Annotated in this window: 22 protein-coding genes; 8 read left to right on the top strand and 14 right to left on the bottom strand. The window is 39.5% G+C overall.

What is annotated here, in order from left to right; genetic code table 11:
- Positions 1 to 46 precede the first annotated feature (46 nt).
- Positions 47 to 349, top strand: coding sequence for a hypothetical protein (locus M2448_RS03095; protein ID WP_280644817.1), 303 nt, complete (start codon positions 47 to 49; stop codon positions 347 to 349).
- Positions 350 to 508: 159 nt separating this feature from the next.
- Positions 509 to 2,011: a catalase gene (locus tag M2448_RS03090; protein ID WP_280644816.1), complete on the top strand. Its 1,503-nt coding sequence runs from the start codon at positions 509 to 511 to the stop codon at positions 2,009 to 2,011.
- Between the two features lie 296 nt (positions 2,012 to 2,307).
- Here the strand turns inward: M2448_RS03090 and M2448_RS03085 are convergent, their stop codons facing one another.
- Both M2448_RS03085 and M2448_RS03080 read right to left on the bottom strand, forming a co-directional pair.
- Entirely contained in the window at positions 2,308 to 3,171 is an 864-nt protein-coding gene (locus tag M2448_RS03085; protein WP_280644815.1) for a helix-turn-helix transcriptional regulator, read from the bottom strand.
- 196 nt (positions 3,172 to 3,367) lie between these two features.
- A complete protein-coding gene (locus M2448_RS03080; protein ID WP_280644814.1) occupies positions 3,368 to 3,745 on the bottom strand; it encodes a DUF805 domain-containing protein in 378 nt (125 codons plus the stop codon).
- A 340-nt stretch (positions 3,746 to 4,085) separates the two neighbouring features.
- Between M2448_RS03080 and M2448_RS03075 the strand changes: the two genes are divergently transcribed.
- From M2448_RS03075 to M2448_RS03065, 3 genes are read left to right on the top strand one after another with little or no spacing between them, the layout of a single operon-like run.
- Positions 4,086 to 4,919, top strand: a complete 834-nt coding sequence (locus M2448_RS03075) for an ABC transporter ATP-binding protein (RefSeq protein ID WP_280644813.1) — start codon at positions 4,086 to 4,088, stop codon at positions 4,917 to 4,919.
- A gap of 5 nt (positions 4,920 to 4,924) precedes the next feature.
- The gene (locus M2448_RS03070; RefSeq protein ID WP_280644812.1) at positions 4,925 to 5,701 is read left to right on the top strand and encodes a hypothetical protein; all 777 of its coding nucleotides are present in this window, start codon (positions 4,925 to 4,927) and stop codon (positions 5,699 to 5,701) included.
- A 1-nt stretch (position 5,702) separates the two neighbouring features.
- Positions 5,703 to 6,062, top strand: coding sequence for a GntR family transcriptional regulator (locus M2448_RS03065; RefSeq protein WP_280644811.1), 360 nt, complete (start codon positions 5,703 to 5,705; stop codon positions 6,060 to 6,062).
- A 295-nt stretch (positions 6,063 to 6,357) separates the two neighbouring features.
- On the opposite strand, the gene M2448_RS03060 is transcribed toward M2448_RS03065, so the two are convergent.
- The 4 genes from M2448_RS03060 to glmS form a co-directional block, all read right to left on the bottom strand.
- Positions 6,358 to 6,939, bottom strand: coding sequence for a hypothetical protein (locus M2448_RS03060; protein ID WP_280644810.1), 582 nt, complete (start codon positions 6,937 to 6,939; stop codon positions 6,358 to 6,360).
- 137 nt (positions 6,940 to 7,076) lie between these two features.
- Positions 7,077 to 7,511, bottom strand: a complete 435-nt coding sequence (locus M2448_RS03055; RefSeq protein ID WP_280644809.1) for a PaaI family thioesterase — start codon at positions 7,509 to 7,511, stop codon at positions 7,077 to 7,079.
- A 4-nt stretch (positions 7,512 to 7,515) separates the two neighbouring features.
- On the bottom strand, positions 7,516 to 8,043 hold the full coding sequence (locus M2448_RS03050; protein ID WP_280644808.1) for a Hint domain-containing protein: 528 nt from the start codon (positions 8,041 to 8,043) through the stop codon (positions 7,516 to 7,518).
- A 105-nt stretch (positions 8,044 to 8,148) separates the two neighbouring features.
- The gene (gene glmS, locus M2448_RS03045; RefSeq protein ID WP_280644807.1) at positions 8,149 to 9,993 is read right to left on the bottom strand and encodes a glutamine--fructose-6-phosphate transaminase (isomerizing); all 1,845 of its coding nucleotides are present in this window, start codon (positions 9,991 to 9,993) and stop codon (positions 8,149 to 8,151) included.
- A 1,464-nt stretch (positions 9,994 to 11,457) separates the two neighbouring features.
- On the opposite strand from glmS, the gene M2448_RS03040 reads away from it, so the two are divergent.
- Positions 11,458 to 12,279 carry an MBL fold metallo-hydrolase gene (locus M2448_RS03040; protein WP_280644806.1) on the top strand — a complete coding sequence of 274 codons (822 nt, stop codon included), beginning with the start codon at positions 11,458 to 11,460 and terminating at the stop codon, positions 12,277 to 12,279.
- A gap of 348 nt (positions 12,280 to 12,627) precedes the next feature.
- Complete coding sequence (locus tag M2448_RS03035; protein ID WP_280644805.1) at positions 12,628 to 13,590, top strand: tetratricopeptide repeat protein; 963 nt, start codon at positions 12,628 to 12,630, stop codon at positions 13,588 to 13,590.
- A gap of 249 nt (positions 13,591 to 13,839) precedes the next feature.
- Here the strand turns inward: M2448_RS03035 and M2448_RS03030 are convergent, their stop codons facing one another.
- The 3 genes from M2448_RS03030 to M2448_RS03020 all read right to left on the bottom strand — a co-directional run bounded on the left by M2448_RS03030 (position 13,840) and on the right by M2448_RS03020 (position 15,986).
- The gene (locus M2448_RS03030) at positions 13,840 to 14,370 is read right to left on the bottom strand and encodes a DUF1287 domain-containing protein (RefSeq protein ID WP_280644804.1); all 531 of its coding nucleotides are present in this window, start codon (positions 14,368 to 14,370) and stop codon (positions 13,840 to 13,842) included.
- Positions 14,371 to 14,400: 30 nt separating this feature from the next.
- The gene (locus M2448_RS03025) at positions 14,401 to 14,904 is read right to left on the bottom strand and encodes a hypothetical protein (protein WP_280644803.1); all 504 of its coding nucleotides are present in this window, start codon (positions 14,902 to 14,904) and stop codon (positions 14,401 to 14,403) included.
- Positions 14,905 to 15,221: 317 nt separating this feature from the next.
- Positions 15,222 to 15,986, bottom strand: a complete 765-nt coding sequence (locus M2448_RS03020; RefSeq protein WP_280644802.1) for a hypothetical protein — start codon at positions 15,984 to 15,986, stop codon at positions 15,222 to 15,224.
- Between the two features lie 320 nt (positions 15,987 to 16,306).
- On the opposite strand from M2448_RS03020, the gene M2448_RS03015 reads away from it, so the two are divergent.
- A complete protein-coding gene (locus tag M2448_RS03015) occupies positions 16,307 to 17,029 on the top strand; it encodes a pirin family protein (RefSeq protein WP_280644801.1) in 723 nt (240 codons plus the stop codon).
- 82 nt (positions 17,030 to 17,111) lie between these two features.
- Here M2448_RS03015 and M2448_RS03010 read toward each other — a convergent pair whose 3' ends face one another.
- From M2448_RS03010 to M2448_RS02990, 5 genes are all read right to left on the bottom strand, one after another.
- Positions 17,112 to 17,582, bottom strand: a complete 471-nt coding sequence (locus M2448_RS03010; RefSeq protein WP_280644800.1) for a hypothetical protein — start codon at positions 17,580 to 17,582, stop codon at positions 17,112 to 17,114.
- A 196-nt stretch (positions 17,583 to 17,778) separates the two neighbouring features.
- Complete coding sequence (locus M2448_RS03005; RefSeq protein WP_280644799.1) at positions 17,779 to 19,284, bottom strand: PspC domain-containing protein; 1,506 nt, start codon at positions 19,282 to 19,284, stop codon at positions 17,779 to 17,781.
- An 11-nt stretch (positions 19,285 to 19,295) separates the two neighbouring features.
- Positions 19,296 to 19,631 (bottom strand): PadR family transcriptional regulator, encoded by a 336-nt coding sequence (locus M2448_RS03000; RefSeq protein ID WP_280644798.1) that lies wholly within the window; start codon positions 19,629 to 19,631, stop codon positions 19,296 to 19,298.
- Positions 19,632 to 19,734: 103 nt separating this feature from the next.
- Complete coding sequence (locus M2448_RS02995; protein WP_280644797.1) at positions 19,735 to 20,319, bottom strand: PspC domain-containing protein; 585 nt, start codon at positions 20,317 to 20,319, stop codon at positions 19,735 to 19,737.
- Positions 20,320 to 20,527: 208 nt separating this feature from the next.
- Entirely contained in the window at positions 20,528 to 21,832 is a 1,305-nt protein-coding gene (locus tag M2448_RS02990) for a Na+/H+ antiporter NhaC family protein (protein WP_280644796.1), read from the bottom strand.
- Positions 21,833 to 22,109 lie beyond the last annotated feature (277 nt).

The raw sequence follows: 22,109 nt of genomic DNA, 5'->3' as shown, positions 1-22,109 counted from the left end.
TGTTAAACGAGAAACGAAAAATATCTCTAATAAAAACATAACACATATGAAAGGATTTATTTTAGGACTCGCTGTTGGCGCACTAGGTGCGTATGCAGCAATAAAATTATCGGACGAGGAAACAAGAGAAGAAATACGCTCAAGAGTAAATAATGCTACCGATAAAGCAAAGTCTGATCTTGATCACGGGCTTCTCGTTGGTAAAAACAGGGCATTGCGTGCCGGTGTTATAGCAAGGCAGGAAGTAAGAAAAGGCAAAAAAAAGATCAATGAAGTAACAGCCAATGCTGCCGGAAAACTAGCAGAAGAATTATCTGAAATAGAAGCTAAGGCTAAAGCAAAAGCCTGATAATAAGACAAGATAAAACAAGGTCGGACTTTAAGTTTAAAAGTCCGACCTTGTTTTTTTCCTTTTTGGAATTTAGCGAGAACAATCCGATGGACTTTCTTGTTAGAAAAGTATCACACTTGTATTAACACTTAACTATAACTAAAAAATCTTAGACTTATGGAACAAAAAAACAAAAGGATGACGACAAACCAGGGCATCCCCGTTGACAACGATCAGGCCTCTATCACTACTCAAAATCAACACATGACATTACTTTCCGATACGCATCTTGTCGAAAAGCTGGCTCATTTCGATAGGGAACGGATCCCGGAGCGTGTAGTGCATGCCAAAGGTGCAGGTGCTTATGGTTATTTTGAAGTAACTAACGACCTTAACAAATACACTTGTGCCTCATTCTTATCGACTGTGGGCAAAAAGACCGATGTATTCGTGCGTTTCTCTACTGTCGGTGGTGGGCGCGGATCGGCCGACAGTGCCAGAGACCCTCGCGGATTTGCTGTTAAATTCTATACCGAAGACGGCAATTATGACATGGTGGGCAACAATACGCCTGTATTTTTTATACGGGATGCTATCAAATTCCCAGACTTCATACATACGCAGAAGAAGAATCCGACATCTAATCTGGATGATGCCAATGCCTTTTGGGACTTTATGTCATTGACACCCGAAAGTGTACATCAGGCAACTATTCTCTTCTCCGACAGGGGAACTCCTGCCTCGTACCGTCAGATGCACGGATTTACAAGCCATGCCTATATGTGGTATAACGAAAAAGGTGAGTATTTCTGGATAAAACTACATTTCAAAACCGATCAGGGTATCAAAAACCTGACAAAGGAAGAGGCTACAATGCTGGCAGGCACCGATCCCGATCATGCAACCCGCGACCTGTTCGAGAATATTGATAAGAAGAATTATCCTTCGTGGAGCGTATGTGTACAGATTATGCGCCCCGAAGAAGCGGAAAGGTACGACTTCGATGCCTTTGATGTGACTAAAGTATGGCCTCAGAAGGACTACCCGCTGATTCCTGTAGGTAAGATGGTGTTGAATAAAAATCCTGAAAATTACTTCTCGGAAGTAGAACAAGCTGCCTTTTCACCGGGAAATCTGGTTCCGGGTATTGCCATATCGCCGGATAAAATGCTTCAGGGACGTGTATTCAGTTATCCTGATACACACCGTCATCGTTTGGGTACGAATTTCGAAATGATACCGGTCAATCGTCCGAAAGCTCAGATTAATACATATCAGCGCGATGGTGCGATGAATATGCATAGCTATACAGGGCCGAACTATTACCCTAACAGCTTTGATGGTGCAACACCCGATAAGAAATATGCCACCCCTCCTGTCGATGTAAAAGGACTGGCTGCACGCCACGAATATGAGTTGTCAGACATAGATTATGTTCAGGCAGGCGATTTGTATGGCAGGGTATTGTCTGACTACGACAAAAAGAATCTGGTGGGCAATATAGTTGCGCATATAAAGAATGCCGACAAACGAATACAACTGCGCCAGACAGCAATATTCTATAAGTCTCATACCGATTACGGCACAAAGGTAGCCGAAGGGCTGGGACTAGATATAAACGAAGTGAAAAGACTGGCAGCAATGACACACGAAGACCGTGTGAAAGCAACAGCCGGATAATATCTTTCTGCATAACACTCAAAAAAGCCTATACTCTCTGAAGTAAAGGCTTTTTTAATGTAAGTCTGTGCTAAGTTCTTTTCAAAAGTGCAAAAAGCCCGCAAACTCCCTTCGCAGACTTTCCAACCTTAACACAAACTTTACAAAACTACACAATAATAGAGTTAAACTACAACCTAGTCAGGTCTTCATTTAGCATAAATACATTCCTCATATATTTACATCACAAAGATACGGGAATTAATAGTGGTTGGAATTACAGATATATGCCCGCTTTTTACAAATTTATACCCTTTTTACAGATTCTGATTTTTTAGAGCTTTCTTGCGGCGGATACGCCCGGGAGTAGAGCCAAAATTGGTCTTACAAAAGTCGTTGAAATGTGAGGGTGAAGAAAAACCATATTCATCGCTAATCTCCTTAAATGACTTTTCTGTACTATTTATCTGATGATATATCGATTTAGAACGCTCATCGCGCATCCAGTGGTAAGCCGACATTCCAAATACTTTTTTAAACCGTTTCTGAAAACCGGAAAGACTATAATGGGTAAGTTCGGCTAACTCCTGCACTGTACGTGCTTTGTAATGATTTTTCAGTACAAGATCGGAGAAGGATATATCATTGCTGAGGAGAGGGTAGAAGAAGCCCAGCAAGTCTCTTTTTGTATAATATGCCCTGAGTAGGAAATAGTATTCTTTGGCTTTCAGTTCAAAGTAATATGTACACTTGAGCCCGTCCGTCATACACGAATCGAGGAACGACAAATATTGTTCGACTTTCTCGTTTATATCCAGATAATACAATCCGGGCTTAAAGTCATCCTTTTCTTCGCGGAGCAGCACATCCAGCGAGAAGCAGTCGCAAAGCTGCTTCGTATTATGTAATCTGATTATAATGAAGTCGCAATCTTCTTCCGCTTTCCCGCAACAACGGCTTCCGGCAGGGAGCATCATCATCTTTCCGGATGGTATGACTTCATCGATAATATCACCGAAAGAGAACCGCAAAGAACCTTTAAGCATAAAGATGGCTTTGTTGTCTATCGGGAAGATTTCCCATTCCTGATCTTTCCGAAAAACAAACTTCTCGATTGTAGGCCTTTTCCCTTTTTCGTAGTTGTAACAGGAAAGATGCTCTTGTGGATATAATAATTCCATTTGGATATTACTATTTATATTAGTCTATATTCGGTCACTGTATTACCAGCTTTGTACTCATGTACCGCAACAATACAAATGTAGCCAAAAAATTAGGAATGCAAGTGTATTTAACTTTTATAATATTGAAGTAAAATGAAAAAAGCACAGGCCTGACTGACCCATGCTCCTTATAATTAATTCTTATTGCTAATAATTAATGCTCTCCGGCTTTAGGATCCGGACCAAATTCGTTTGGTCCCTTATCACCTTCAATAATCATCAGGTATAAGAAATAGAAGTTTACAATAGGAAGAAAATTCAGAACGATCATCCAAGTAGGTTTACCCGTATCATGCAATCTTCTGACCCCAACAGCTAAAAACGGCACAATTAAAGCCAACATAGCCAATCCGGCAATTCCCATAAAAATAAAGCCAAGAAAGTCAGCTATAAATCCTAAAATAATACCTACAACATAAATTGCAATGATGGCAGCATACATACATAATATAAACATCCAAAACTCTTTGCGTCTTGCTCTTCCGTTAAAATCTGCGTAGTGTTCTTTCACTACTTTTATAAACCACTCCATAAGTTTAATTTAGTTTTATGTTAGTCCCCTACTCGTATGGCTTTTCGGTTCCGCCTCGTTTGTGTATGGTGTCTGATCTCCATCTTTTGTGTTATATTGCGAATATAAAAAAAATAGTTAACATACAAAACTCACAAATATTTTTAACTAAATATTCATGGATAAAATACTGTTATTCAGACCTAACCCTGACAAAAGAAGAAACAAAGAACACCACTTCCCTGTCTTGAAAAAACATAGCAATAAAAAAACGATATTTTTTTCACTTTTTTGTTGGATATTAAAATAAATACCTATATTTGCAGTGTACTATTAAACTAATACACTAAAGATATTGATTATGATAAAAATAAATGATCTCGGTTTTTACTATTACAAAAAGAGGCCTGTTTTCGAAAAAGTTTCTTTCGAGATGCAGAATGGCATATATGGCCTGCTGGGCGAAAATGGCGTAGGGAAAACTACTTTATTACATATTATAAGCGGATTGACCTTTCCGAAGACTGGTAGCTGCAATGTACTTGGATACGAATCGTCATTAAGAAATCCGGATATGCTCAAACAGCTTTTCTTCCTACCCGAAGAATTTGCGGCTCCGGCTCTGTATATAAAGGATTTTGTAAAGTACAATACGGCTTTCTACTCCAACTTCAGCGAAGAGCAATTCAATTCTTACATGAGCGATTTTCAGGTAGATAAGGATCGTAAGATGAACGAACTGTCGTATGGACAAAAGAAGAAAGTGATGATAGCTTATGCTCTGGCTCTGAATACGCCTATCACATTGCTTGACGAACCTACTAATGGATTGGATATCCCTTCTAAATCACAGTTCAGAAAGATAATAGCTTCGGTTTTCGACGATGAAAGGTGTATAATCATATCGACGCATCAGGTGCGCGATCTGGAAAATCTTATCGACCCTATTATTATTCTCGACCGCAATCAGGTATTGTTGAACAACTCGGTAGAAGAAATTACGAAAAAGCTACTGTTCTCTTACACTTCGCATCAACCGGAGGATACGCTGTATTGTGAACAGACAATGCAGGGATATTTTTCCGTTTCTCCGAACGAGTATGGAGAAGAAAGTATCCTGAATATAGAAGCTCTGTTCAATACAGTAGTTAACAACAGGCAAAAGATAAAAGAATTATTCAACTCTAACTTGTAATAACAATGAATGCAATATTCAATATAGACCGTTTTCAGAAGCTCGAAATGCGCAATATTTTCCTTTCGCGCATGCAATACATATACATTACAGGATCACTGGCCGGATTATATCTCATCTCCATGCTGATGTATATATTGGTCGACAGTAGTTTCCATGACTTCATATACGTGGTGGCCAGCATAATCATCATAGGAGGCCCATGCTTCTTTGAAAAAACAATAGCCAAAAATACGAGTATTTTCGACTTCACCATACCGGTATCTACATTCGAGAACTTCTTTAGCTTCTGGTTGAAGTATGTCATAATTATTCCGGGACTAATAGTCCTGACAATACTTATACTGAACCTGATAACCGGTATAATCCCTGTAGAGGCTCTCAACAAGCATGCCGAATTTATGTCACTATCTGACAATATCTTAAGACCGACTTCATGGCTCAAGCTTTTCGCATTGCAATCCATGTTTATGATAGGCTATTTCTACTTCAATAAATATGCCTTTGTTAAAACATCTCTTGTACTTATACTGATAAGTATTGTAATGATGATTATAGCTGTAATTATCGGGACTTTTTTCTTCTCAGGCGAAGAAGCCTCCTTCAATGCAAACATGGGAAACAATCAGGCTTTTCATATAGGATATAGTTTCGGCTCGTCAAAACCAAGTGCAATAACAGAGAGTCCTTTTATTTCCGCATGCAATACTATTATAGACATCATTTTCCCATTCGGGATGTGGATTGTATGCTATTTTAAACTAAAAGAAACTGAAATATAATATGGATTTTAAATCGAATAAACCAATATACCTGCAAATCGTAGACTTCTGTTTTCAGAAGATGCTGATACAGGAATGGCCCGAAGAAGACCGGATACCATCGGTTAGAGAATTAGGCTCCATGTTGCAGGTCAACCCCAATACAGCTATGCGTGCCTTTGAATACATGCAAGCAGAGAATGTTATCTACTCGAAAAGAGGTATGGGGTATTTTGTTGCCGAAGGGGCCAGAAAGCTCATTCTGAATCTGCAGAAGAAAGATTTCTTTGAAGAAACACTTCCGGAAACGTTCAATACGATGAAGCTACTTGGAATCAGTATAGACGAAGTAGTAGAGAGGTACAAACAATCGGGCGAATAATGGACAACGAACGTTTCCTCTACTAATACTTAAATAAAGACGAATTTACAAAGCCAACAAATAAATCATATAATATGAAAAAGTATGCAAATAAAATCTTTACAGCCATGATAGTAATTGTTTTAATATGTATTGTTGCCATAATATATAAAGTACTGGATATACTAATGACTATGTCGTAATTATAACTTATATATTAAAAGAGAGTAAAATAATCTGAATTTGGCGATCCGTTTTATCTTACTCTCTGCTGGCAAATCCAGCGACCTCTGTTATACTGAGATCGTTGGATTTTTTATTTTCTTTCCGGTTCTTTCTTTGTCTCCTCTGTTGATTCTGTAGTAGTTCTTGTGCGGGTGTTGCTACCCGAAGAGTTAACCGGACGAGTTGGCTCTTTATAAGTTGGTCGTGACGAGCTTCCCTGAGTTTCACTCGAAGGCCTTGTACTTGGACGGGTAGTTCCCGTATTGTCCGGACGGCTACCCGAATTATCAGGACGGGTATTATTACCCGGTCTCGATGGCTGTGTAGGTCTTACAGGTTGATTGGGACGTGCAGGATGTGTCGGCCTTACAGGATATACGGGTGAAGGAGAGATTACCGGAACATCTTCGTACATGAAATCGTAACGCGACATTCTGCCGTTCAGAAACTCGACAGCATAAGCATCGTTCTGATAAGTGTGGTACTCATAGACCTCTATACGACCTTCCTGTGTATAGCTGGATGACAAGATACGCAACGGAGTACCCATTATACGGTTTACATCATTTTGTGTCATTCCGGGCGACAGGTTATATACATCTGCTACCCTCATGGTACCGCATGCTGTGAAAAGCAACGTGGTAAAGAATATGATAACTAATATTTTTTTCATCTCTACTGTTTTTTTACTGACTAATATCTTTCCATATTAGAACAGCAATAGTATTAAAAGGTTTAATTCGGTAAGTCTGTTTTTAATTTAAACAGCCTTTACATATAGATAAATATGATCGTAAAAAATACAGGTTCTTAATCTTTTTTGATGTAGAGTACCTTTTTTACCACAGCATTGGTGATACGGATAGTTGATATAAGATGCCCTGTCGACTCTGAAAAGACGTCGATGTTCCACACATGCGTAGAACGTCCTTTATGTTGAATGATACCCTTTGCTCTTACCACATCGCCTACTTTTGCCAGCGATATATGGCTTGCGCTGATTTGCATACCGAAACATTGCTCGTCACCCGAACATAGAGTGTTAGATCCTACTCCGGCAATAGATTCGGCTAGGGAAATAGTAGCTCCCCCGTGTAATACGCCCATAGTCTGCGAAAGACCTTTTACCACAGGCATAGTAGCTTCAAGAGACGTTTGATCATCCGATTCTATGAATGTGATGTTCAACGTCTCTATCAAAGTTCCTTTTATACGTTCTTGTATGTCGTTCTTGTCTATCTTCATTTTATCATTTATGCCCTACAAGGAAGCCGTTAGCGACAACTGCGCCGCCGTCTCCGTCCAACTGAAGCGTATAAGTCATCGTTGGCTCCAGAATACCTTGTATTGTAGTCACCTCCACATAGTCGGTACTACTTACATTGTAAAACAGTGTAAATTCACCTATATTAATGTGCTGTATATTTTTGAACTGCTTATCGTCCATCGTTTGCTCGGGGCTTATAGATACCCATCCTTTTTCGGCAAAGAACGGATTGTCAAGCGACATTACCACCTGCATACCAGTCTCTAATGTAATACGTACAAGACGGCTCAGCATCACTTTACTTGTTCCCTTTACAGCCTTTTCTTCATATACTTTTTCCTTAACATTAAATACCAGAATCTTATCTCCGGCCTTTATTTCTTCTACATTTTTCTTCGTATCGTCAGCCAATGTTATTTTAGTTCCGGCTGCCAGAGATATTTGCGCATCCATGTTCAGTGCGAACATAAATAAGCAGGTAAGGGTGAAAAGGAAGATCTTAATTTTCATAATAATTCATTTAATTGTAAAGTTTTTGCAAATATAAGAATATTTTACAGAAAGAAAAGGTCTTAAACCTGTTAAGATAATATTCTTACTCAATTATTATGACAATTATTCCACAGTCACCGATTTTGCCAGATTACGCGGCATATCCACGTCTCTGTTCTTGTTCACAGCAATATGATAAGCGAGTAGCTGCAACGGTATCGAAGTCAACAACGGATCGAGGCACTCTACCGTAGCCGGAATCTCGATATAGTGGTCTGCCAATGCTTTCATGGTTTCATCACCCTCGTTTATAATGGCTATCACTCTTCCCTTACGCGCTTTTATCTCCTGTATGTTACTCACTACCTTTTCGTATATTGCACTATGTGTAGCAATAGTAACTACCGGCATTTCATTGTCGATAAGGGCAATAGGGCCATGCTTCATTTCGGCGGCAGGATATCCTTCGGCGTGGATGTATGATATTTCTTTCAGCTTGAGCGCACCTTCCAATGCTATCGGATAATTGTACCCGCGTCCCAGATAGATAAAATTCTGGGCATAGGTAAATATCAGCGAAAGCTCTTTGACCTTATCGTTCAGCAACAGGGCTTTTTCTATTTTGGCAGGTATCTCCTGAAGCTCCTTTATCACTCGCAGATAACGATCTTCTGCTATTGTACCTTTTTCTTTTCCGATAGCCAAAGCCATCATGGTAAGGACAGTGACCTGAGCCGTAAATGCTTTGGTAGAAGCAACCCCTATTTCGTGACCACAATGGGTGTAAGATCCCGAATCGGTATTGCGCGGAATAGATGAACCCACCACATTACATACTCCATAGACAAATGCTCCGGCTCTGCGTGCCAGCTCTATGGCTGCTAGCGAATCGGCAGTTTCGCCCGATTGAGATATGGCAATTACAATATCGTCGGACTGTATCACCGGATTTCTGTACCGGAATTCCGATGCATATTCTACCTCTACCGGTATGCGGCAAAATTCTTCGAAAAGGTATTCTCCTATCAGTCCGGCATGCCACGATGTACCACAGGCAATGATGATGATGCGGCGTGCTTTTATAAATTTATCTTTATGGTCGATGATGCCCGACAGAGTTACATTCGTTCCTTCCACATTGATACGCCCGCTCATACAGCTTTGCAATGTTTCGGGCTGCTCGAATATTTCTTTCAGCATAAAGTGTGGATAGCCACCACGCTCCAGTTGGCTGAGATTCATCTCGAGTTCTTTTACTTCCGGTGTTTTCTCCACATTGGATATGGTAACCACCTTAGGTTCTTCGTCACGCTTGATTACAGCTATTTCTTCATCGTCCAGATAGATAACCTTGTTGGTATATTCTATAATAGGTGACGCATCCGAACCAATAAAGAATTCGCCTTCGCCGATACCGATTACCAACGGACTACTCTTACGGGCAGCTATAATCTGATCGGGATGGCCTTTTTCTATAACGGCTATAGCATAAGCACCTACTACCTGATTGAGGGCTATTTGCACAGCGGTAAAAAGATCACAGTCATTGATTTGTTTTATATATTCTATCAGTTGTACCAATACTTCGGTGTCGGTACTACTTTGAAATTTATATCCGTTATTCTCCAGTTGAGCTTTCAGTACCGAATAATTTTCGATGATACCGTTGTGTATCAGAGCCAGCGATTCCGATTGCGAATAGTGAGGGTGTGCATTTGCATTGCTCGGCTCACCATGTGTAGCCCAGCGTGTATGCGCTATTCCTATTGTTCCTGAGATGTCTTTGTCGCGGGCATATTCTTCGAGGTCTTGTACCCGTCCTTTTGCTTTGTAAACTGAGAGTTTGTCTTCTTCGTTGATTATGGCTACTCCGGCACTGTCGTACCCTCTGTATTCCAATCTGTGTAAACCTTTTATTAAAATGGGGTAAGCTTCACGAAACCCAATGTATCCGACTATTCCACACATAAATTTATTTTTGAGGTCAAAGATATACAAAAAGATTCTTTTTTCGATAAAAAACAGATTAAAGCAAGATTTATTTCACAAAACACATCTTTTTCTGACTTTCTGTAAATCACAGTAAAATTGTGATATAACTATCATAAATCCGTTCTTTGTCATTCCAAAAAAAATCAATTTTAACTATAAACAATTAAAAGGTGACAAAGTTTGCTGTTATTATTCTTTCTGTAGGGGCTAACAATCATTAGCTCATTTTCAGATTAACGGGTGTAGATTATATACCTCTCACTTTTTAACTAAAACCTGACAAAGGTGACACTTCTGCCAGTCAACAGTTATCAGTCAATAGTGATCAAAAACTTGACAATTATCAATTACAGGAGCGAAGTGTATGTAAAGGTAACACTTCTTCAAATATTTTTTTTTTGCGTCTTCGCGTCTTTGCGTGAAATAATTTTAACTAAAACCTTACACATTATATATTAATACGAATCTGTAGTCGGAATTAATTGTTCAATTTGTATAATCTCAATCTTAGTCTGGAGTTAATAGATTTAGCTCATGACTAACGCGCACTCCTGTGCTTCTTTTTACTTTTGCATCGCCCAAAAGTAAACAAAAGTCTAGTGCTTCGCTCCTCAGCGACCTGTCAACGGTTTGACGGCTGAAGGGGACAAACTAGCTATCGCCCCATCCCCTTCTACGCCGCCTGCACCGGACAGGTACCCGCTTGCGGAGCAAATGCACAGAGTCGCGACGCGCCGACAAGGCAGGGTAATCGTCACTCATTCGAGCGTCAGCCCGCGCCGTTAGCTTTATGGACGGGGCACCCGTAGGGAGAGAAAGGCGTAAAACAAAAACGTGTTTGAGCTTAGTTGTCGGTTCGTATAATGCAAAAGCCATGAGCGAGTTTTTTTGTTTAGCCTTTGAGCCCTATAACGGGTCGTCCTATGAAGCGTGGCGCTAAAGACTTTTGATTCCTTTTGCGGCTTTGGGCAAAAGGAATACAAGCAATCTGTGATTGCGCGTAGAAAGAAATTGAACGATTATTTAATATAACATCAACTACTGAAATTCGCATTATTAATAAAAAACTTTACACATTTGGCTATTTTTCACTCTTTCTTTTATTAAATCTCAAATTAGTTAAATCTATAGTTTCTCTAAAAACGCTTTCTCTATTGATAATTTTTTCATTCTTTATGCACTTGCTATACTCCGCATAAATATTGATGATGTTTATTCGAAAATAGATAAAATATATAACCATACAACTGAACAAAGACAGAGTAAACAATGTTCTATAGATAAACAGGTATATCTTACTTTTTTCATAGTGTGTTAGATAGATTGTTTAGTTGATTTTGTACCTGTTTTATCATAGTATATGTTAGTTTTATATTAGTGTTAAGGTCCGAGAAGAGATGGTTGAGACAACCGTCTCTTCTTTTTTAGTATATTAGCATCATGTTTGAAATAAAGATTATCGACAGCGGATATATAATGGCAGACGGGGGCGCAATGTTCGGCGCTATCCCAAAACGTGCATGGCAACGGAAATACCCATCCGATGCTGAAAACCTTTGTCCGTTGGTAATGCGTTGTGTACTGGCTATATCAGACGAACGTAAAATACTGATAGATACCGGAATGGGCGATAAGCACCTCGATAGAGTTTCTTACTATCGTCCTTACGATCTGGTAAATATAGGAGATGCTATACGTGATTTCGGATATAGCGCTGAGGATATAACCGATGTTGTACTCACTCATTTGCATTTCGACCATTGCGGATATGCTACGTGCAAGGATGAAGGAGGTATAATGATACCTTCATTCCCGAATGCCAGATATTGGCTTAGTAGCCGTCAGTGGGATAATCTTTTGAATCCGAATGTTTTAGAGATCGATTCCGTTTTCTCTGATAATATCTACCCTGTATATAATGCAGGACAGCTATCTTTTATAGATGCCGATATGAAATTATGCGATGGCTTTGAAATGCGGCTTTTCGACGGACATACGGCAGGACAGATAGTTGCATATATAGATACCGGTGATGGTATTTGCACTTTTCCGGGAGACCTTATTCCTACATCGGCACACATCCCGTTGGAGTGGATATCGGCATACGATATAGCTGCCCTGACATCGGCTAACGAGAAAGAACGCTTCTTGTCCGAAGCTGTAAGTAACAGATATACATTGATATATTGCCACGATGCAGTGACAGTAAAGAGTAAAGTGAAAAGACTAAATGATAACTATAAAGCATTGATATCCGACTGAAAGAATATTCATTTTGATTCAGATATAAACCTATCAACCGATAGGTTTTCTTTTTAATGATTTTTTAGAAAAAAATCAGGAATAAGGTGTAACACAGATACATTTCTTCCGTTTTCTATAATAGATAGAGGTTACATCTTTTGATTGATTCTATCACTACTTTTATTTAAACAATACACTACGACGCAAAGAAACGCTGATCCGCGAGGACTGGCGTTTTTTTATTAATATCGCTGTCACAATATTTCGTTATGATCAAGACAAATGATAAACATCTCATTTTTGTGTTTTTTTTGTATCTTTGCGGGGAACATCCATTACAGGTTTTTTAACTCATATCCTCTACGTATGGTAAAAACTACTCTTATATTGCGAGTGCTGTATATAAAAAGATACTATATAGCCATGCTGTTGATGGCCATTTCTGTGTCATCATGCGGATTATTCGATAAAGAAATCAATCAGGATAAACATATCGCTATTTTCAGATATCAGTTGGGACGTGTTAAAGACAGCCTCGATACACATAAAGAGCGGATTAAGGCTTTTGAAACGATTATAGCAAATATAAATGAAGATAAAGCATTGATAACCCCCCGAAAGAAGAATATGTTACTGATGGATGGCAATGCATATATCAGCAACGAATACCTTCAGATGAAAGAGTATCCTAAAGCGATAGTTTATACAAATATGATTATCAATATAGACTCTTCTTCGTCGCGCGGATATTACAGCAGAGGATGCATTTATCAGAAACTGAAAAGAGACAGCCTGGCTGTGAAAGACTATAACAGAGCCTTATCGCTGAATCCCGATCATACTGATGCTTATTACAACAGGGGGATAATCTACGAAAAGAGTAAGAAGTATGATGAAGCCCTCGCCGATTATAACCGGGCAATTAAAGGTAATCCTGCATATATAGCCGATGTATATAACAACCGGGGAAATATATATCTGGCAAAGGAAGCTTATGATAAAGCGGTAGACGATTACAGTAAAGCGATCAGTAAAGATACGGCAAACATTAATGCGTATCGTAACAGGGCAGAGGCATATATCAAGCAAGACTTGCTGGACAAAGCATTAACTGATTACAGTAAAGCTATATCACTGGATTCTACAAGTATAACCCCTTTCCTTAAAAGGGCAGGAATACACGAACTGAACAAGGAGTACGAAAAAGCTGTAGGAGATTACAAAAAAGTAATAGCTCTAGACCCTCATAACGAAGCCGAAGCGAATGAAATAGCCCGCGATGCCATAAAGAAAATAAAACCTCTGATCAAGAAAAATAAAGCTGATTGATAAATATCTTTATTTATAGCAGTAGTGCCCTGTTATTTTAAAACTGAAGAGGCAATCTTCCAAGACCTGACCTGCTAAAGTTGATACTCGATCATACAATTTCTACTGTCAGATGAAATTCAACCTCAAAATACATTTTTTTCTTTCAAATCCCCTCCCCAAAAGCCCTTAGAGGGCGTTTGAAAGAGAAAAATGTTGTCAGATTAGCTGAAACTTATTTTGAGTGTCTGTAAGATCGAGTCCCATTTTTTACACCTGACCACTTCCTATATTGTGCACTATAAGTGGTCGTTTTTTATCTGTTGACATTCTGTCTGTCACTATGCCTACATGCCTGATACCGTTCCCGAGATCCCATGTAACAATATCACCCGGCAGATAATCTTCACCTTTGTCAGATATTTTCTTTACTGTGCCGAAGCGTGAAAAGAATGTAGCCTGATTGGGTACTCTGCGGTGATCTATATTTTTGTCCGTACCCTTTGCATTGAATAGTTTAGGATATTTACTGAAATTAGATTTCATATCCTCGTGTATCTTCTTTTGCAGGTCGATCCCCAGTTTTCGATATGCTCTGATAATCACATCTGTACAAACCCCGATATTAGGTGCTACATCCCCGTTAGGATATGGTATGGAGTAGTAGCGAGGATCATATGTCACTTTGTCTTTTGTCAGTTCCAGTGCTGCATCCGACAGCCGCTTATAAAAGTTGATTTCCTGTGCTACGGTTGCCAACGAAATGACGAAAAGCAGCAGGAAAATGTAAATCTTTTTCATATCTATAGTTTTATATTTCTTCCGAGTGTGTTAATCCGTAAAAGGTTGTTGCTGTATAATACGTCCTGATGTCAGGCGCAGTCCTCGGGTATGTTTTACTATACCGGATTGAAACAGGGAATCCTGAAACTCCCAGATTATTTCTTTCGGTTTTTTCTTTGGGTGTATGGTTTTGATATGGTCAAAAATACTGTCGACAAAGGCATTGTCTACTCTAAGCGTATCCTGCTCATATATAGATAGTTTGCTCAGACTTTCGCTGCCTGCATATATTGTGCTGTCACTTACTATTTCGCGTTGCCGGATAAACATATAAGGCGTTGTCACAAACTCATTAGCATTATTCTTATACTCTCCTACTATAAGCCTTTTGGTCGGCATCACAGTGTATTTGCTTCCAAAACGTTTTGTATAAGCAGTAAGATACACATCTACATTGTATGTAGTATCGTTTCTCACCAATAGTTGTGTCGGGCTTCCGCAAGCCGAAAGGATGAATGTTATAAATGTAATAAGTGAAAGTTTCTTTATCATTTTGTTCTTCTCTTTATTCTTTCTTTTTCTTAGAGCCTGTTTAAATTTTACCAAAACATTTTGTTATCGTTCTTTTTTCGTTCATTTTCAGTCTCTTTTTGTCCGATTTTCCCCTTTCTTCAGCTTGAATAGCCCGCTATTCGCGCTTCAGATAAGAAAAAATCATTCCAAAAATAGTGCTGAAAACCTAAACGAATAAAATTTAAACAGGCTCTTATAAATAAACCGCAAAGAAAAATCAGTATTATGCATATAGATGCAATAATAGCCATATTTCCATAAATAAATATAGCTATTACAGATAAAAAATATTTATATCATTTGGTATAAAACACCGGAGCAAAGTAAGGCCTGTTCACCCATTTACCATTGAATGGGTTTAGTTCGCGGATTATTCCGCCCTCTACTCCGAATTTCTCGGTTATTTTTACTTCGATCGTCCCTCCGTAATATGTCTGGGGAAACATCCCCATCATCGGGCCTTGTACTCCGTTACTCTTTTGGTTTACAGAATATTGTCCGTAAGCGTTTAGCCGGATTCGGTCGTGCAGGATAAATTTCACCGCACCATTCACACCTACATCATTAAAGGATTGCATACCCAGATTATACTTCGAACCGTATGGGCCTGCCGAAACAGCCAGCCAATCCAGCGGCTGATAATTGAAATTCATGTTAACCGTCCTCACAGCTCCCAGTGTAGGGTAGGTATTCTGTATCGAAGCAGAGCTAAGCCAAGCATTGTCAGATATGGCATGCCCCGAAAAGAACGAGTAGTCGTTGGCAAAAGGATAACGTGTAAATGTATTGCTTTCCAGTGGCGGGCCTGTGTAAATATCCAATGGCGGCATATTCAGTTCGATAGACTTGGGAACTTCCTTCTGGAATGGCTCATACAAAGCAGCATTGGACGCCGGACGCTCGTTGTTGTTTTGTGTGCCGAAATCCAGATAATTATCGAGTTTCTCATTCAGCCGTAAAGGCTCTTTCTTGAAGGGCGGAAAAGTATCTCTGGGAGTTTCTGTCTGCCCATATACTGTAGCAGATATTGCCAGTAATGATATGAAGAGTAGTTTTTTCATGACTTCCCGTATTAATTAATTACTCCATTCGTAAAGTTACTAAATCATTATGAAATGGAAGAATAATATCCGAAAAGTTTTGATCTGGGAATCAAATTTCTACAATAGTTGTTATATATCTATTATAATCTTATCGGGTACCCATATTTGATCTATTTTTATCACATTACAATGTATTAATATATTTATACATATGTATTATTTTTATTATTTTGTAAATACATTTAATGGCGTTACCTTTGTACTATAATAATAGAATGCTATTCAAAATAAGAGTTTTCAGATAAATAAAATTATAATAAAAAGAAAGGAACATAATTATGAAAACAACATTGTACCGTGCATCTTCAAGAGGACATGCCAATCATGGCTGGTTAAATACTCATCATACTTTCAGTTTTGCTAATTATTATAATCCTGAGCGTATTAATTTCGGTGCGCTTCGTGTAGTGAACGATGACATAGTAGCAGGAGGAGAAGGTTTTGGTACCCATCCGCATGACAATATAGAAATAGTATCTATACCGTTATATGGCGATTTGGAACATAAAGACAGTATGGGACATACCGAAGTCATAAAAGCAGGAGAGATACAGGTAATGAGTGCCGGAACAGGTATTACACACAGCGAGTATAACTCGAATGAATACAAGCCTGTCAGCTTTTTCCAGATATGGGTGTTTCCCGATACAAAAAACGTGACGCCCCGTTATGACCAAAGGGCATTCGACTTTATAGATAATAAGAATGCGCTGATACAGATTGTAGGCCCGAAAAACGATGCCGATAACACAGGATTGTGGATACATCAGAGTGCATGGTTCAGTATGGGAACTTTCGATAAAGGGAAAGTGATAGACTACAAAGTAAAGAAAGCCGGCAATGGCGTATTTGCGATGGTAGTAGAAGGTGAATTCTCCATCGGCGACCAGAAATTGCACCACAGGGATGCTTTGGGTATCTGGGATGTAAGCGATGTAAAAATAACCGCCGAATCGGATAATGCCCGCATATTACTGATAGATGTGCCTATGGAGTTCTAAAACAAACGGATAGTGAAAAGAAAAACCGGATAGTAAAATACTTTCCGGTTTTTTATTTCAGTTAAATAAATGTTATGCTTTTTTATTCTGTGAACAGTCCCCGCTCGAATGTATCTATTGCATTCACTTTTACAAGTATCTTTTCGTCGATATTCAGTTCCTCTGCTATTTCACTCTTCATGTCGGTAACGATATAGATAATGGAATCTTCTTTTACAACTGTTCTCATGCCTCTGGAATCGTCCATCGAGAACATATTCTTATCCATAACCTTGTATATGCCTTTTATCGGATCGGAATAATCCTGATAATAGTAATAAGTCTTATCGTTCTTGAATTCGTAGCTGACAACAAACTTGGTATTTCTGTTGACAATGTAGTCTTCTACTTTTTGTCTTATGGCAGGATCGTTGACATACACTTCGGCTTTGGTGGAAATGTGCACCCAATGCCCTTCTACACCTTTGCTATATGAACTGTCGTCCTTATCACAGGATGTAAAAGTCAACGCAAAAACCATAAGTGGTAAAAGTATGTATATCAGATATTTCATATTTACAACCTTCAAATTAAGGTTATTTCACAAAATTACATAATTATAACGAGATATACGGTGTATTATTGCATTTTTTTATAAAAATTCGAGTGAAAATATGTTAAATACCCCACCCGAATTTCTGACTACAGTAATAACTTTATCATTATCGATACTAAAAACCTTTATTTATGCACAATACAGCAAGACCAACTCAATTAAAATCAAAATCACTGTGATAACTATAGAAATCATAACCGTTTATTCTTATGGCGTTTATATGATAAGAGTCTTTTAATAGTGTGCCCAAAACCACTGTTTTGTTTTTAGGGCGTGTGATCACTGCTTCGAATGTTTCGGCATTCCATTTAGTATGGTTGTCGTACCATTTAGGATTGATTGTCAATACAGAATCGGTTATGGCATAATCCATGTGCAGGGCTTCTGCTTTTCTTTTGGCTGCTATTTCGTTTTCGCCAAAGTCCTTTTTCCGTATCTCCACTTTATAATCAGTTGATGTAGTATCTTCTTTCACTATTACAGTCGGTAATATGCATATCTGCCTGTTGCGGAGCTTATTGCCCTTGTAAAACATTGCTGTATTGTTCGGCTGCGGAGTAGCATCCAGATATTCTTCTCCCAGTTTTACATATAGTGTGTCCGATGGCATACTTATAGTAAGTTGTTCCGTTGCTTCACCAGAATTCTGATGAGAGTATGCAAACTGTGCACCTGTATTCCCCAGATAAGACAGAGATACAATCCAGATTACCAGACCTATAATGAAACTTATCAGGGTTTGAGTCGTAAATGCCGAACGACGTATAATTTTTACCATAAGATCAAACAAGGCTCCTGCCGGTAATATGATAGCCAGTATGACAGCTATTTTGAAATTCCATGTATTATACCCCATCAGTACCAGATAGTTTGCAGACGCTAAGATATCTGTATCCATATACAGCCACACCAGAATAACGATAGTAGCAATCAGGTAAATGAGAGCTACGGCAGCTACTATTCCGGCAATGATATTGATGAATACATCCAGAATAGTGCTTATGGCACTACCTCTGTATTTTCGCGATGCGATGGGTTGGGTACGGTCTTCTATGTTTTCTATCGAGGGATCGGAGCCGGTCATTTCCAGTCTCTGCTTGAATGTTCTTGCGGCCGGCATCACTATCCATAAGATAATGTATATCAATATTACAGTCATGCAGGCAGGCCATCTGTTTGCCACTATGAAGAGAAAAACGAAGATGCCTGCTACGGTCAGCCGGATGGCAGTAGGGTCTATGCGTAGATAGTGGCTCAGTCCACTACATACCCCGCCGATAATTTTATTGTCTACATCGCGCAGCAGTTTCTTTTTGAAAAGATCCTGTGTATACTCACTGTATGCTTTCTGCTTGTGATCACTCCCGTTTTTTTCATCGTTAACGGTTCCCGGTTCGGAATCGTCAAAATCCTTCGGATTACCCATTATCTTTATGATTTCCTGCGCATCGGTAAGGCTGACAACTCCGTCTTTATTGTTCATCCTGATCTGTAATAACTCACTCAGGCGGGTTTCTATATCTCCGGTGATTTCATCGGCTTCAGGGCTACCCGAGAAGTGCCGCTTGAGGGATTGCAGGTAATTGTCGAGAACATGGTATGCATCTTCTTCCACATTGAATGCCAGGCCGCCTATACTAACCCTTATTGTTGGTTTCATCGCCGTATAAATTATTTGTTTCTAATGTTGTCAATCACTCTTACCAGATCGAGCCATGCAGTATCGAGTTCGTCCAGTACAGCCCGTCCTTTATCGGTGATGGCATAATACTTTCGCGGAGGCCCCTGCGTGGATTCTTCCCAGCGGTAACTAAGCACACCCTGATTCTTCTGGCGGGTGAGTAAAGGATATAATGTGCCCTCTACAACAATCATCTCCGACTCTTTCAGTTCGTTTATTATGGCTGACACATAGGCATCACCTTTCGACAAAATGCTGAGAATACAATATTCGAGTATTCCCTTACGCATTTGTGCTTTTATATTATCTACGTTTATTGTTTCCATTTTGTTTAATTTTAGTCGTAATATTTTTTATAAAATTTCAGATTCGTTATCAGGTTGCTTATATAAGCGTTATCTGCTGCATAAAAAATATGACATTAAATTTTTATTTGTGTTGCGATGTGTATCTTCTTATGTTTTCGGCTGTGGGAGCATAGCCTCTCAACTGTAGTTTCTGAGCTACACTCTCCGCTCTCGGGGCGATAATCCATATCAGGAAGTAAGCAAATATGGCAGTACCATAGGCAAAAGCCAGTGCCACGAATACGATGCGTATGATGGTAACATCAACATCTGTATAGGCGGCAATACCGCTACATACTCCGGCAAGCATTTTTTCGTCTACATCTCTGTAGAATTTTCTTTCTCCTTTAGTGTAATCCGATTCTTCTCCACTATAAAATGATGATGAACCTTGTGTAGTATGTTCCTGCGATGCAGGCTCCATTTCACCTAGATGGTCTATTACAACCTGAACTAGTCCCATATCTACCACTTGATTGGGAAACTTCATTTCTTTCTGGAATATTTCGGCAACGCGTGCTTCCACATCTTCCATAACTTCACGAGCTTCCTGTTTGTCGGGGATCGTTTCTTCAAATCGTTTCAAATATTCTTTCAATCTGAAATAGGCATCGTCTTCCACTGTGAAATTGATACCTCCTATACTGACTTCTATAACCTTTTTCATAACCTACTATTATATTATACAATGTTGTTTGTAATGCAAATATATAAATTAATATTAGTACCTTGCAATACACAGTACTATACACACAAGTTCGCGAAACGGATATACTCTTTATTTACAGTGTCTTATCTGTTTTATCACGCCTACTCGTTAACCTTATTTAACTATATTGGATATGAAAGAATAGTGATACCTCAATATTTTGAACTTACGCGTACTTTCTCGGGTAGCGGAATACGATAGATGCAACAGCCGCTATTCCTATCAGAAACGGATAATAGAGATTAGGTACTATCTCCATCGGGCTGACCTTTGCCAGTCCGGCCGCAATCAGTAGTTGCGCTCCGTAAGGGATAAGCCCCTGCACAAAGCAGGAAAATGTATCGAGCAGACTAGCTATCTTCCGGTTGTCGAGATCGAACTTATCACTGATGTTTTTTGCAATAGGCCCACTTATTATCAGGGCTATGGTATTGTTTGCCGTACATAGGTTGGTAAAGGAGATCAGTCCGGCTATCGAAAATTCGGCAGAGCGCTTCGACCGTATATTGCGTGTCATTTTCTCTATCAGCCAATCAATACCGCCATTGAAGCGTATCAGTTCAAACATTCCGCCTGCCATCAGCGATACTATAATGAGTTCCCCCATGTCTACTACAATACCATTGCTCATAGCCTTAGTCCAGTCCCATACGCCGAAACCTCCTGTAAAAAGCCCGATTGCTCCCGACAGAATTATGCCCAGAGCCAGCACTGCCATAACGTTGACTCCGGCAAGGGCAGCTATCAGTACAGCCAGATAGGGAAGCACCTTGAGCCATTCTACCTGATCGAACGATACAGGAGTACCGCCCGTCAGTTCCAGCCCCTGATATATGTATATACCTAATACGATGAGGACTACCGGAAGTACAATTCTTATATTCACTTTAAACTTGTCCTGCATATTACAGCCTTGCGTGCGTGTGGCTACAATCGTAGTGTCGGATATAAACGACAGGTTGTCGCCAAACATGGCTCCGCCGACCACCACACCCAGCATCAGTGGCAAGTCGATGCCTGCCTGTGCCGAAACACCCACAGCTATAGGAGCCAGCGCAGCAATAGTGCCTGTGGATGTTCCCATCGACATGGATATAAAACAGGCGGCAATAAACACACTGGCGAGAATGGTCTTCTGTGGTAACAGGTACAACATCATATTCACTGTGGCATCTACCGCACCCATTGCTTTGGCTGTGCCTGCAAATGCGCCAGCCAGAATGAAGATAACCACCATCAGCATAATGGTTTCGTTGGCTGCTCCTCTGCAAAACTGCGTTATGCGGTTCGACAACTTTCCCCCTTTCGAATAGAGTACGGCAGCAACAGATGCTGCCATGAAGGCTACCGATACAGGCATCTGATACAGGTCGCCTGTGAATATAAATGTGAGTACATATAATAAAAAGAATACGGCCAGTGGTATTAATGCCCAGCCTTTAGAATGATACCATTTTCTGTATTTATCCATTGTGAGTGTACACTATTGTTGAATCCGGCTGCAAAGATAAAACAAAAATCAAGCGGAATGGATGTTTTTAACAGATGTGGGAACGAATTGAAAATCGACGAAGTCAAATATCTTTCGCCCGAAACTTGGCAATAGCTACAATGTTAAAATAGATAAAAAAGATAGAATAAAAGTGAGAAAACCTATAATTGTTGCGAAAAAATAATAAGCAGATAATCTGTGATATGATTCTATTCATATCTTCGCGTTCGCCAATTTCGGCTATTTATATTAAAAA

Source organism: Dysgonomonas sp. PF1-14, assembly GCF_029892965.1.
GTDB lineage: Bacteria > Bacteroidota > Bacteroidia > Bacteroidales > Dysgonomonadaceae > Dysgonomonas.
This window is presented reverse-complemented; position numbering and strand designations above follow the sequence as displayed.